General features: G+C 34.9%; 17 protein-coding genes. 1 reads left to right on the forward strand and 16 read right to left on the reverse strand.

The genetic code is table 11. From position 1 onward, the window contains the following. Positions 1 to 115 precede the first annotated feature (115 nt). The 6 genes from MKY28_RS18175 to MKY28_RS18200 all read right to left on the reverse strand — a co-directional run bounded on the left by MKY28_RS18175 (position 116) and on the right by MKY28_RS18200 (position 5,183). Positions 116 to 1,231, reverse strand: a complete 1,116-nt coding sequence (locus MKY28_RS18175) for a phospholipase D-like domain-containing protein (RefSeq protein WP_340936555.1) — start codon at positions 1,229 to 1,231, stop codon at positions 116 to 118. Positions 1,232 to 1,359: 128 nt separating this feature from the next. Continuing rightward, positions 1,360 to 2,226, reverse strand: a complete 867-nt coding sequence (locus MKY28_RS18180; RefSeq protein ID WP_340936556.1) for a hypothetical protein — start codon at positions 2,224 to 2,226, stop codon at positions 1,360 to 1,362. 209 nt (positions 2,227 to 2,435) lie between these two features. Beyond that, positions 2,436 to 3,311, reverse strand: a complete 876-nt coding sequence (locus tag MKY28_RS18185) for a hypothetical protein (RefSeq protein WP_340936557.1) — start codon at positions 3,309 to 3,311, stop codon at positions 2,436 to 2,438. A 188-nt stretch (positions 3,312 to 3,499) separates the two neighbouring features. Next, the gene (locus MKY28_RS18190) at positions 3,500 to 3,967 is read right to left on the reverse strand and encodes a hypothetical protein (protein WP_340936558.1); all 468 of its coding nucleotides are present in this window, start codon (positions 3,965 to 3,967) and stop codon (positions 3,500 to 3,502) included. A gap of 250 nt (positions 3,968 to 4,217) precedes the next feature. Continuing rightward, entirely contained in the window at positions 4,218 to 4,847 is a 630-nt protein-coding gene (locus MKY28_RS18195; RefSeq protein ID WP_340936559.1) for an HNH endonuclease, read from the reverse strand. 162 nt (positions 4,848 to 5,009) lie between these two features. Further along, a complete protein-coding gene (locus MKY28_RS18200) occupies positions 5,010 to 5,183 on the reverse strand; it encodes a tyrosine-type recombinase/integrase (RefSeq protein ID WP_445670900.1) in 174 nt (57 codons plus the stop codon). 190 nt (positions 5,184 to 5,373) lie between these two features. Here MKY28_RS18200 and MKY28_RS18205 point away from each other — a divergent pair, with 190 nt between their 5' ends. Continuing rightward, positions 5,374 to 5,754 carry a hypothetical protein gene (locus tag MKY28_RS18205; RefSeq protein ID WP_340389697.1) on the forward strand — a complete coding sequence of 127 codons (381 nt, stop codon included), beginning with the start codon at positions 5,374 to 5,376 and terminating at the stop codon, positions 5,752 to 5,754. A 187-nt stretch (positions 5,755 to 5,941) separates the two neighbouring features. Here the strand turns inward: MKY28_RS18205 and MKY28_RS18210 are convergent, their stop codons facing one another. The 10 genes from MKY28_RS18210 to MKY28_RS18255 form a co-directional block, all read right to left on the reverse strand. Continuing rightward, complete coding sequence (locus MKY28_RS18210; protein WP_340389695.1) at positions 5,942 to 6,382, reverse strand: hypothetical protein; 441 nt, start codon at positions 6,380 to 6,382, stop codon at positions 5,942 to 5,944. A gap of 387 nt (positions 6,383 to 6,769) precedes the next feature. Then, positions 6,770 to 7,249, reverse strand: a complete 480-nt coding sequence (locus MKY28_RS18215) for a hypothetical protein (protein ID WP_340389693.1) — start codon at positions 7,247 to 7,249, stop codon at positions 6,770 to 6,772. A gap of 72 nt (positions 7,250 to 7,321) precedes the next feature. After that, positions 7,322 to 8,281: a hypothetical protein gene (locus MKY28_RS18220; protein ID WP_339300001.1), complete on the reverse strand. Its 960-nt coding sequence runs from the start codon at positions 8,279 to 8,281 to the stop codon at positions 7,322 to 7,324. Between the two features lie 558 nt (positions 8,282 to 8,839). Beyond that, positions 8,840 to 10,645, reverse strand: a complete 1,806-nt coding sequence (locus tag MKY28_RS18225) for a serine hydrolase domain-containing protein (protein WP_340936561.1) — start codon at positions 10,643 to 10,645, stop codon at positions 8,840 to 8,842. A gap of 111 nt (positions 10,646 to 10,756) precedes the next feature. Continuing rightward, positions 10,757 to 11,131, reverse strand: coding sequence for a hypothetical protein (locus MKY28_RS18230; protein ID WP_340936562.1), 375 nt, complete (start codon positions 11,129 to 11,131; stop codon positions 10,757 to 10,759). A gap of 104 nt (positions 11,132 to 11,235) precedes the next feature. Continuing rightward, entirely contained in the window at positions 11,236 to 11,799 is a 564-nt protein-coding gene (locus MKY28_RS18235) for a hypothetical protein (RefSeq protein ID WP_340936563.1), read from the reverse strand. A gap of 154 nt (positions 11,800 to 11,953) precedes the next feature. Then, positions 11,954 to 12,184, reverse strand: a complete 231-nt coding sequence (locus tag MKY28_RS18240) for a hypothetical protein (protein ID WP_340936564.1) — start codon at positions 12,182 to 12,184, stop codon at positions 11,954 to 11,956. A gap of 94 nt (positions 12,185 to 12,278) precedes the next feature. Then, positions 12,279 to 12,758 (reverse strand): hypothetical protein, encoded by a 480-nt coding sequence (locus tag MKY28_RS18245; RefSeq protein ID WP_340936565.1) that lies wholly within the window; start codon positions 12,756 to 12,758, stop codon positions 12,279 to 12,281. After that, positions 12,742 to 12,963, reverse strand: a complete 222-nt coding sequence (locus MKY28_RS18250) for a hypothetical protein (protein WP_144029838.1) — start codon at positions 12,961 to 12,963, stop codon at positions 12,742 to 12,744. Before MKY28_RS18250 ends, MKY28_RS18245 begins: the two co-directional genes overlap by 17 nt. A gap of 111 nt (positions 12,964 to 13,074) precedes the next feature. Then, on the reverse strand, positions 13,075 to 13,545 hold the full coding sequence (locus tag MKY28_RS18255) for a GNAT family N-acetyltransferase (RefSeq protein WP_340936568.1): 471 nt from the start codon (positions 13,543 to 13,545) through the stop codon (positions 13,075 to 13,077). Positions 13,546 to 13,575: the final 30 nt, after the last annotated feature.

Raw genomic sequence — 13,575 nt, forward strand, 5'->3', positions numbered from 1 at the left:
TCACGACCCGACGTATGTCCAGCGTATGTCAGACCTAGGATGAATGTCCGCAGCGTGAATATTATGTTAGACGATGGTGCTAGCTTCCTTGAAACTGCTATTAAATTTATTCCATTTAAGTATTATCAATGTTTTTATTAACTACATGCTCTGATAATTCTATTAAATGCATTAAAATATTCTCCAGATATTGAATAGTTGATTGAAGCAATTCTCTGAATTCATGTATTTCCATTCCTGCTTCAGTACATAAATCACAAAGTATATCCCTTGCATCATCTGCCGCTTTATCAGCGTAAAAATCAAGTTGTTCATCAAATGCCACTGCACTATATTCTTCTAAACAATCTTGTGTTGTTTTCTCAAGATCAAAATTAATATATTGATAAAAACCTGTATCAATATCAATTATCTCGATCATTCTTCTAATATCTATAAATGAAAGTAACTCTTGAATTCCTTCTAATTGTTCAAATAAAATTTCATTATTTACTTCAAGTTCTTCTAAAAGCCCTGAAATTTCTTCAAGCTCATATACATCATGCAACAATTCAAGTTGATCATCATAAGAGAAAGAAGTTTCATCATCAATAAATACATATGCATTATCACGTTCATAAAATAATGTAGAAGTATAGTACTCATAATGATTGTTTAACCTAGACACTATACTAGCAATAAACAAACGTAATCGAAAATAATTATCTTCAAAATACGGAATCGAGTTTGCTTTGAGATCTTTAAAAACTTCTTCAAACAACTTATGAATAAATAATTTATCTCTGATAATTACGCCTGTTTCATAATTTTTGCTACTTTCGTTTGAAAAGTTAGCTGATCCAATATATGCAATATTTTCCGTTGCAATTATTTTTGCGTGATTATTGAAATTAAAAAATGGAATAATGTTATTGAAATTATTAGGATTCAATTTATTTATATAAGCATTGATATTTATCCTTGCCGTTCTTCTAAGATATTCCCCTTTTTCTCCAGTAGAATACCATTCAAATCTGGATGGAATATTTGTAATAAATTCAATTTCCGTGTCTTCTTTCAACTTGCTAAGTTCTTCAAACAACTTATCGTCTGTGACACTTTTAGAAATATTGTAAGTTACAATTTTAATAATTTGTGCATTTGGAAAGTCCTCTAATATTTCTTGATAACCCAACTCATTTTCGGAGAGGATGAAAGTTCCTCCCCCTTGAAAATCTAAGATTTTTTTCATTTACTCACCCTTTCTTTTAGCAATTTCGCCTAACGTTTCTGTATTCACGACCCGACGCATATCGGGTGTCCGGCGAATGCAAGTCCAAGGACGAATGTCCGTAGTGTGAATATTATGTTATGCGAAATTTACTTCTTGCCCTCTTTTGCCTCTATGGCTTTTTCAAAACTCGAAGCGATTAATTCTAAAACTTCTCCAAACTCTTCAGACGATTCCTCAAAAGCTGCATTTAAATCCTTCATTCCAAATTCCATTTGAAATTTCACTTTTTCAAATTGATTAAACATAACAGCGTATTGATTTTTTTGTAATTCTAAAACTTGTTCTGCATATTTATGTCTAAAAAAACTTGTTAAAAAGATTAACGATAAACTTAATAAGACAAGATAAGTTCCTGCGGAGCTATATTGGTCACCAAGAATTGAAATATACACATTCTCAGGTATGAATGGAGAAACTAACACAAGCAATAAACCAACAAGTGAAAATATCCATTCTAAACGATTTGCCCTTTTACCTTCACTTGAAGGATCAAGAGACTTCAGATCCTTTATGAGATTATTAATAAAGTCGCTTGATATTTGAATGTCTTTACTTATTTCCTTTATGTTTTCAGCAGGCTTCATTGCTTTTTTTACGTTCCTCTTTTTCAAATTAAAAATAGGTTGCTGATCTACCAGCTTCCCGTAAAACTTTCTACGAGTGTTAACTAATTCTCGCTTTCCATCCTGTATACTTTCCATTGCATCTTCAACCATTGAATCAATTACACTTACATAATCGTTTATAGCATCATTCGCCCCATCCTTCTTTATTTTGTTTATCTTATTTTTACCATCTTGTAGTACGCTTATAAAATCAATGACTGCAAAAATCAGAGTAGCTATTGAATAGCCAAAAACAATTTCTGGTCTTATACCAACAAAAAGCGAAATAAAAATAATTAAGATGAACGACAGCGACAAGACTAGATATAAATTATAAGTTTTTTTCATATCTTCTCCTTTAGTAGATTTCACATAACTTTTGGCATTCCTGATGTTCAAGCAGCTTAAGTGACCATAGGGAACGGGTCGTCAGAATTAGCTGGTTAAATGTATCGCCTGACTTCACTTCTCTGATATCAACGATCAAGGGCGAATGCCCGCAGTAGGAATACCTTGTTAAGTGATGTAATTGTCGTCTCTGAAATATCAACAAATCATTACGATTCTGTTTTATTAAGCGATGCTACAAGGGCACATCTAGTTTTATGATCTGTTAATTCATATGCTTCATATTTTTTTGTTAGTGAACCATCCTTAAAATACATAACTTTTGACTCAAGTTTATCTATTAAATCTGCTCCTTTGTCTAGTACTGTTTTAAATTCTTTATCAATCTCTATAATATAAGTAGAATATGGTTTAGCAATCTCGAAAAAAGAAATTGGATCGAAGAAAGTATCTCTTCGAATTCGTTGTTCTTTGTCAGAAGGAATTAATGCATAATCAACTCGAAATACTTTCGAAAATCCTTCAATCTTTGAAATAATTAATTCATAATCGTATTCGTCTTCTATATGAAAGTTCTTATCCTGGTAATATAAATTCAACAAAAACAAAGCCGCTAATCCATTTATTAGATTCTCTATATTTGCTTCTTTGAAATACTTGATTCTATCATGCTTAATCAAGTTGTATGAATGATGCCATTTCCAAATTTCTTTCTCTTGTCCTTTGATTTTAATCGTTTCTCTTCTAAAAGGCATGTGTTTACTATCAAAGGTATTTTCCTCTAAATTCTCAAATATACAAGATACATGCTTAGATTTCAGATCATAAATCCGATCAAGTTCGCTGATATATTCATGGAAATTCACATGAGATCTTATCTTACCTTTTTTATCTTTATACTTAACTTTCTCTTTCTTACAAAGCTCTTTCGAGATATTCTCACACTCAGAAACAGTGCGTAATATTAAATCAGCAATTTTAATCGAATATGTTTTTAATTGTCTTTTATCAATTGAAATATAGTAACTGATTTCCATGAATTCACTTTCGAGTTTCTTATAGATCGGCCAAAATAAATTACTCATTATTAGCTCCTTAGTTCTTTTATTTCTACAATTATTTCACTCAACGTTCCTGTATTCACGACTCGACGTATGTCGGGTGTCTGGCGACTGCCGGACCAAGGGCGTATGCCCGCAGCGTGAATATGATGTTATAGGATGTCAGCAGCTTCTTCGAATCACTTATCCCTCTTGTTCCATTCCCCTTTATATCAACTATATTTTTCTTTTAATATTTCTATATATTGAAGTGGGATTTCTGTAATTTTCAAGATGTCTGATACTTCAAATCCCAGTTTTAAAGCCCTTCTTGCAGTCTTCAAATTATGCTTTACTTTAATCATCCGATCTTTAAGTAATACGTCTCCAAAATCCAAGTAATCATCAGCGATCTCACCGTTCAAAAAGAACTCTATATCATAAGTTCCTATTTGCTCTTCAATGTAAAAGATATTAATCGAGCAAAATACCACGGCTTCTGTAGTATTAAAACTATATTTTAGGTATATGGCACGCTCTTCAAGACTTATAAATACATCATATAACTTTCCCATAAAAGTATCATGATAATCGCTTTTGTTCTCGTCACGCCACTTCCTATAGGTTCGCCAGTAATTTTCTTTCATGCGTTTCATCGCACCATGCTTACTGTCCCATTCAAGTAGAATGTCTTTATTCACTCAATCACTTCTCCTCATAAAAATATGTCAAATAAAACAAGTTCTATTTGTGTGCTTGCTGATTTCCTATAACGTTGTTGTCACGAGCCCTCACTGGCTTAAGGGGCGCCAGGACCGGGTCCAACGGACTTAGCCAGTGCAGGGTTGTCTGCTGATTCCACTTCCTCGAAAAGCTTCTGCAGAGCAAGGGCCGTCAGAAAAGCCGCGTGAATACATTGTTATGGGATGTCAGTATTTTCTTGGAATTTACCTAAGATTTCTTGCAAATTTTATTATTATGGTAGTTAATATATTCGTTTGAAATAATATGGAATTCATTAATAGCTAATTTCTCAATTTCTATTTCTATTGCACCGTAATCTAATAACACATGGTGATTCGGGCACAAAACAATAATGTTTTCTGCAACATCCGGGCCAAAGTGTGGTGAACCAAGAGGTTTTATATGATGTGCTTCTGAATATTTCTTTTCTTGGGTGATCATTATTGTTTCCCCACATATTTGGCATCTATTATGATAAAGCTGCTTTATATTTCTAGCGAGTTCTGTGTCACGAAGTGTTCTGTACACTGTGGTTCTTTGTCTAACTGTTTCAGGGATATCATCATTGTTGTCTGAAGCAATCATTGACGGTTCTTTAATTTCCCTTAACCCCCAGAAACCTTCTCCTAATCCAGATACGGAATAAAAGATATCTTCAATTGTTTCAGATACACTATCAGAAGAATAGCTTTGAATTGTTCTTTGAATAATTTGCTTCCAGCTTTTCGGTACTACTCCATTTCTTTTTTTATAAATATTTTCGTAGATTTGGGGATATTTACCCATACTTCCCAAGTCTTTTAATGCATTTTTTACATCTTCGAGCCACATGTTCATACTTTTATCTCCTTTACTTTGCGCTGATTTCCTATAACATCTAATCTATGTACTTCGTAAATACCACACATCCTATCAGATATCTGAACTACGTATATGATAACCTATGCGGTGATATTTGCGAAGAAAAAATTGGTGAAAAAGGGAGATATATCAGGATACTCAATCTCCCATGTCCATACGATCCAATGGACTTTGAATGCGTTGAATATTTTTCGTACTAATATGCGTATATCGCTGAGTTGTTCTTATACTCGTATGACCGAATAGTAGCTCCTGAAAGTATCGTAGATCTATCCCGTTTTCCAGCAACTGAGTGGTGAAAGAGTGTCTCAACGCTTGGCCCGGAAAAATAGGTCAGAAACAATACGGCATTATGTTTAAGGTTGGTTACCTTACTACCATTTCAGCGGGGAGGAAACAATCCCCTTACAAATAACGGAAAATACTGTTAGAATAAAACGGGTAATGAAGTTGTTTTAATGCAACGGTACTGTTATTAGTACAACATAAGGATGGGGGTTATTTGATTAACAAGAAGCTAATAATTAGCGTTGTCACACTTTGTATTCTAATATTATTGGGTTTTCTCAGGTGGGACAATCTTGAGTCCAGCGCAGACTTTCATTATAAGTATGATCGATGGGCAGGTCAGAAATGGGTAGATTTCTATCCGCCGCTAGCTGCTTCATCCAACAGCATGGAGTTTCCACTTATATATAGGGATGAAATAAATCAAAATGATATAGATAAATATTTAGGAAAACAAGCTCTCTCTGGAGAGTTAGTGAATAAGTGGATTGAACGAACAAAGTTAACGGATGGATATATAGGTCTATTATTATTGAATATTCTAGTGGTCATTTACAGTTCTATTAAATTATTTATTTTGAGAGACAAAAAATAGGATGATCTTGATCCCCCTTCAATATGCCGAGGCACACGTTGCCAAAGGGCATACTAACACAAAGGCAGCCGTCCCACATAAGGAACTGCTGCCTTTACTCTTTATAATTTTCCCCACTTATAATATCAATGATGTATAGAAGTTATCCGCGAGCCATTGCAATGCTTTGAATATCTATATTCAGCGTTTAGTCTTCTAAACATACAAATTCCATCCCACAACAAAAGCAGCCAAGATGAAAGCCGAGATGCCAGACATAATGTACATCACCTTTTGCTTTTTGCTGTAAGTGTTCTTCCGCAGTTTGTAAATAAGCAAGCCAAGATACGCCACTGCTAGAACCACATAAAGAGTTAAACATTAAATTGATCCGTAGCGAAGAATAAGCTGGATAATTTTGAAACCTCAACTTCATGATGAAAAGATTAAGAAGGAGTACTGCACCTGCAAAATGAACTGCAAGATGATATTTATAAAAATTGGTTGGAGGATTATCACGGTAACGTAATTTGTACAGGAGCATCTGAATTAAGCAGCCGATCAAAGCACATAAACTGAAAACGATAGCTAGCACAACAGGAATAACAGAAATCTTAATTAAATTCACTTTTAAATTTAATACAGGCAAGAAATCAATATAAGTGGTAACAGAAATTTTCTCGGCAACATTATAAAAACTATTTAACTCATTTTTTGTGTATGTGTGTATGGTAAGAAATAAGCAGGATCGTTGCAGGTATTCTGATCTTTAGGCGCTAATTGAAACGAGCCGCAGAACGTAGCCCAATAGTTCTACTAGCTGAGGAAATTTGATATAAAAGGAGAAGATGAGTATCACTTCATTTCTAAAAATGATTTACTCAAGAATGATGATATTCAGGAATATTTATGGAAATAATGGAGATGGAGCAGTACGAACAACAGTCCCCTTGAAGGTCATTGCTGATTCAATTGGCGAAACGAGCGTACTACTCAACGATTGATAAAACTCAACGTCTCATCTCCTCTTACCAATCTATTGCACTTGTTTATCAAGGCTCACATTAAATGATGCTGTTATAGGTTTTTGTCTATAATCATTTGGTATAACTGCAATCTCCACAGTTAGATTTATAGATTCAGGTAGATTAATCTGATTTATATTCTCACTCGCAATTAAGTAATAATGTTTCTCATCTAATTCTATCAAACCTCCACCTGTTGGGCCAGAAGTTGTAATTAAATTTCCGTCATTATAAAGCTTACAAGAAATATTATACTCTTCTAAACTGAATCCTCTCACTTCATATCCGACCTTTATTTGTCCTTCGGTGTACTCAGCGTTTCGTAAATTAATCGTACCCCCATCAACCATTTTTGTTTGAATTTCAATATTGGCTTCGGGAATCTCTGGTTTTTTCAATAAATAACCCACTTTAAAATACCAAATAGCACCCAATACAACTGCAACAAGTATAATAATAGCAATAACATACTTCTTTTCTTTTTTATTCACAATTCTTACTCCTTACATCTTATATAATTAAAGATGAGACCATAAAATAATTTATGGCCTCATAATAACATATTAAAGATCGAATGAGAAATACGGTGTTGGTTTTTCTGTTTCATAAGTACTTTCAGAAGATATCCTTAAAGAAGGACCACCAGGAATTGTTATTGAAGGAGCTACATTAAGTGAACTGACTTTATGCTTATAATATCCATGAATCCCAACTGCTATATCATTGGTGTTCCCTTTTTGTGCTCCATAACTCATGTAGCCTCTAATATTATTTACTAAGTAATTAAGAGATGTAGTTGGGAGTTTAAATGTAACTGCTGTCCCACCCGAATCTACAACTATTGAGTCTCTAGCAATTGGGACTTCAGGGTATGATTTTCCGTTTATTATTGCATCATGCTTTGCAGTGAAAGTAACATTACTCTGCGTCCCAGACTGAACTAGTTGTGGACCATGAGCAAGTGCCATGATATCAATACCTCTTTGTGAAGGATTTTTTACCCATTCAAATCTTAAATTTAACTGATATTTATTTGTACCTACTTTATAAGTCTCCATAGTATATTTCATGTATCCATCACTTGTAGTATAGGATTGGTTTTTAGAGGTTGCTTGTGGTGTAACTGAATTTTCTGAATCTTCTTCAGCCTCATTGGATTCTGCAATCTCTCTGTAAAAATCCTCTTTGCTCATAGAGACAAGTTCTCCAGTTTCTGCAATTAGAGTAGGCAGATTTGTAGAGTCTGTAATCGACATTGAGTAATTATTTTCAGTATTACTTGATACAATTTGCTTCACATAATGAGTTGTAGTATCAACTAAAGTACCATTTGCATATTTTGCTACTTCTTCTGGCGTTAACAGGTCATCAATTTCGCTTTGTGTCCACCCAGATTGAAGAAGAACAGAATTACCAACATCAACTGAAGCATTAATGTCTGACGCTGAAACAACACCGCTAGCAGAAAATAGTAATAAGCTACTTAAAGATAGTGCCAACAATTTACTTAATTTTTTTTTCATGGAATAACCTCCGTAAGATGTATAATATTTTCATGAGATTTCCAAGTATATTATAATATAGAAAAGTATGCAAAGTTAATAAAACGCCTAAATCTTTCTTGTATAGTGAAATAACAGGAAATTTTTAATTAATACTACCTTTTCCTCAAGAATACTACCATTATATACCACGCCTGTTTACTTACCGAAATATGGTATCTAAAATCAAAAAGGAATCTCTTTCGGTAAGATCGATTTCACCACAAAATGCGATCAAAAAAGTCTATAACGATTACAATCCTTGTTTAAATGCTTCTGAAAAAATAAAATATGTTAGAAAACTGAAAGAGCAACCGATTAAAGTCATTGAAACAATGGACGACCGATGATGGCCATAGATGAAAAGTTGACTGATGAGGATTCAGATATATGGATATTTATATACATATCGGTATGAAAATACTCTCTCTTATCGAATTTCACAACTACCATTCAGTCACTCAAACAAGTGCCGGTGACGATCAAAGCACCTCACCAGCTCATAAATAGGTTTGAGCTTAAAGACGTACCTACAACACTCTAAACATACAAATTCCATCCCACAATAAAAGCAGCCAAGATGAGCGCCGAGATGCCAGACATAATGTACATCACCTTTTTCTTTTTCCTGTAATTGCTCTTCCGCAGTTTATAAATAAGCAAGCCAAGATACGCCACTGCTAGAACCACATAAAGTAGATTAAACATTAAATTGATCCGTAACGAAGAATAACCAGGATAATTTGGAAACCTCAATTTCGTTTGTATGATGAAAAGATTAAGAAGGAGTGCCACACCTGCAAAGTTAATTGCAAGATGATATTTATTAAAATCTATCCGAGGATTTCCTCGTTTATTTAGTTTGTAAAGTAGCATCCGGATAAAATAGACGAGCAAAGCAGTCACACTGAAAAGGATGGCTAGTATGACAGGAATAAAAGATATTACAATCAAGTTCACCTTCCATTTCGATACAGGCAAGTAATCCATGTAAGGAGTGAAGGAAATTTTCTCAACCTCGCCATTATGCTCGACCACATTATAAAGACTACTTAACTCAGCTTTTGAAAATTTGGTTATATCAAGCTGCCTGAATAAATCGGTAAATCTAGCGGCAGGCCGTCGTGCAGATTGAAAATATCCTCCCCCCTCCGAAGTAATTCTATTAGAATTGACGTTATCACCAAAAATTTCTTTGATAAGCCCATAATAATAAATTTCTTCAAAAGACTGGTTAGTCATGACCACCATCCCAAATTTAGATGCGGGATCAAAGACAACTTTGCTGGAAAACCCTTTCAGATTCCCCTCGTGCATCAGTGTAGGCACCCAGTATTCCATCTCAACGAACCCATGCGCAAATCGCGGAGTAGAGGTCCCGTCATAATAGAGACTTGTTGATAACATTTCGTTTAACGTATCCCTATTCTTAAATAAGACATTGCTATCATCCACAGGCATCAGCGCTGCAAGAAATTTGCCTAAATCTTCTGCTGTCCCAATAGCTGCCCCTGTAGGATAAAATGTTACGTATACTCTGTTCTCAGGGATCAGTTTCAAATCTTTTGTATACCCTTCAATCTCATTCCTTCTTTGTGCTAGGTCTGGATGATCTTGCCCCGTTGGATGAATTGAAGTGTCGTTCATATGAAGCGGTTCGAAAATATGTTGATTGACATACTCATAAAAGGGTTGGCCACTTATCTCTTCCACGATGTAACCGGCTAGACCAGCGCCGTAGTTCGAATAACCGACGACGCTATTTGGTTTATATATCTGTTTCGGCTCATTTTTACGCAGCGTTTCTCCTAATTCTAACGTTTCATCCTCCGAGTAATAAAACACCTCGGCCGCTGTTTGATCTTCCCAACCGGCATTGTGATGCATCAGGTTCATTAGGGTAATCGGATCATTGTATCTCAGCTTTTTGAAAAATCCCTCTGGCAGATATTCTCTGATATCCGTCTCCAAATCAAGCTTTCCTTGTTCGACAAGCTGCATCACACTCGTATAGACCAACAGTTTCGAGATTGAAGCCCATTCAAAAACAGTAGAGGTATCCGCCTTTCGCTGCTTCTCAATATCTGCGTAACCATATGCCTTATTCACAATGGTTTCACCATTTTTAATAGCCACAACCGAAACGGCAGCGGTGTACTTCTCATACGAGGCAACATAAGCATCAATCGTTTCCTCTAACTTGGATAAAGGAATCCTGGATGGTGTAGTCTCAACCTGTTTTTCTTCAGCGTGGGCAGGTACCGCTATTGCCATAATGATTAATATGAATGACAGAACACAAGCGATTACTTTGTTAACCGTGTGATGTCCACGTTTCATCTGCATTAGCTTCTCTCCTTTTATTTAAATGATAATTACATAGTCTTGTTTTCAAGTATGCGTTTTCAAAAGAGTCCACACGAATCTAAATTATTTTCAAATGCAATTACACTCCATTCAGGAGAGATGTCGGAGAATTTCGCCTTTCCAATTAACGATGTTTATTTCTTTATCTTTCAAGAGGCACCAATCAATGATTTCACCTATCAATTTTGGCGTGATGATCTCATCGCTCCATTTCGGTGTTATTACTCTTCTGTATCCTATATATTCTGTTGTCCAGCCTTCGAATTCTTCTCCAATGATGACTATATATGGGGGCTTGTTCTTAATACTGAGTTGTCCCACTTCATAAGTGACGATTAACTTCTTATCCTCAGAAACGATATGTAATTTGATTATTCCTTCATCGTCAATATCCGGTTCAACATACCAATAAAATAATCGATTGGAGCGAACGATTTTACGTTTATATTTTTTTCTTACGCCCATAACCCACCTCATATATTTCTTTTTCTTTGATCGCAGTATTTGGTCAGTTATCCAAGACACACCTAGAGTAACTTTGGGATCTGTTATCAAAAGCCACACTGAGTTTAAGGAGTAGTACTTTTATAGAAATCAATTACTCTATCAAAGATCTCGATGTCTCGTTTTTTCATGTGCGGTAATGTTTCGCAATGCTTTACAATATGATGTATATTATCTGCTACAGTCTCTGCTTTATGAATCCCCACATATCCTGGTACCAGTTCATTAAGATAATGGAAGTATCTCATCTGAGGTTCAATCATGCACAGATGTTTATCAAAATTTCTTCTCGATCTTGTCTGATCCATCTCCTTTCGCTTGCGCAGCTCATCTTCTTCAGCCCAGAATAGTACATTAGCATCCGGTAATGATATTTCATTCTTCAATAACTTCTCTCTAAAAAAGTTCGCTGTTTCATCTAAAGATAGGTGCTCAGAACCATATATCCAGCTGTACCAAATTTTAAATACATCGCCATCCAAAATCACATACTCATGTTGTTGATTCTTCTCATATGCTATATGCCATCTATCGATTTGTCTCTCCAGCAACCACATCATAAGTTCCTTACCTTCAAGTTGAGGAGCTTCAAAAAAGGAACCCTGTTTCTGGAACAATAAATGCATCATATTGTGTAGCGAACTGCTGACAAGTGGTACTTTTACCTACAGAACTGGCACCTTTGAGACAACTTATCGTCATTAAATATATAACCTCCATACTCACAAAATGATTAATTAACCTTCACTGGCTCTTAAGCGATCATGTTGAATTTATATTAGACTATGTATTGTATATTTCTTTAATCTTTAGCCATGTTTCATACCAAAATGTTTTTCGTTTAAGAGGTTTTATTACCTTAATCTCGACTTCTTTTCGTTTCAAATAAACCGTGCCATCCACTTCAATGAGTCTATCGCCAAATGAAAATACAATATCCTTGCAGTCTTTGTGATACTGGTTCTCTCTTGTTTCTGACCACTCTGCTTTTTCAATAGAATGTCGTTTTCTCATTATTTAAAATCCTCCTTTAAGGAAACACCACTATTTACAGCAAAACGGAAGCCTCCCACATCATTTACACTTTGTTATCCGATATTGATTAGCCTTAAGGTTCGTTTATTCCTATGACTTGTTCAAATGCTATATTAAATTTTTTAACATTAATGTTTAACTTGATTATTCCTTCTTTATCAAGCCCCTTTGTATCTAATTTAAAAGTACCTGTCAGTGCTTCCGAAGTATTACCATCAATTTTCTTATTTATGTCCAATCTAATGTCTCTATCGATTAATCGCTCCTGAATCTCATTACTTATAATTGGTTCAACTGTTTTTAGGATTATTGATTTATTGGTTCTATTCCATAGATTGAAATGATATGTTACGACTGTTATACCTTCATCTTCTTCGCTCCCTCCCAGTCCAATTGATATCGAGTTTATGTTCAACCCATCCTCAATAATTTTATCCGTCTTCACACTGTTTGAACTACAACCACTTACGGCTAGTATCATTAAAAGAAATAGCAAAATCATTGAACGCTTTTGATTCTTCAATCCGGAAACTCCTTTAATTTTTTTCTTCATCTTGCAGATCCATATTTGCAAGTTCAAGTGCAATCGCTAATCTAATCTGTGAATATTTCCTAAGTCCTTTTAAATAGACATTGTCTAGCTGTTTGCTTTCAATTATAGGTTCGTTTTGATTTATTAATTTCTGGAATGTACCAGCATCACGACGCCCCCCTTTAGATAGCCTTATCTTAGGGAATGGATGTACCTGCTTATCCATTTCACAGAAATATTACGGGCAGATCAAGGGGCACAAGCCCCTGCGCGGGAATATGATATTATAAGAAACCACTTCTAATTTAATTTAAAATTGTATATTCTAGTAATTTTGTCAAGTGGCCCTCTTGCTATCGCATAAGACTACAGAGGTCTCAATTTGTCTTTCTGGAACATTCCAATAGGTATTTAATAGCTTTTTCTTCTCATCAGGTGATACCAGTTTAAAACCATTCTTTAAGTAAAATTTCTTAGCCCATTCAGCTGAGTCCCATGTCCCTATTAAGATCGGTTTATTTGTTAAAGCCACCATATGAGATAAAAGCTTCGTACCTATTCCGCTATTCCGTTGGTTTGTTCGGACATATGCGTGTCTAATTAAACATACATCACCCTTATCTTGAATTCCCATAACTCCTAATAATAGATTTTTTTCTTCAAACCCCCAAAATACTACACCATCGTTCATTTCGCACTTTAGCTCTTCCAATGTCATATAAGGCTCATGATACCTATCGTCAGGAATTACTCCTTTGTATGCCTTTGCTGCATCATTAATAATCTGATACATTACATCCGTATCCATGCTTTTACACAATCTAATCACGTAATTGGC

The sequence above is a fragment of the Paenibacillus sp. FSL R5-0473 genome, assembly GCF_038004565.1.
Taxonomy (GTDB): domain Bacteria; phylum Bacillota; class Bacilli; order Paenibacillales; family Paenibacillaceae; genus Paenibacillus; species Paenibacillus amylolyticus.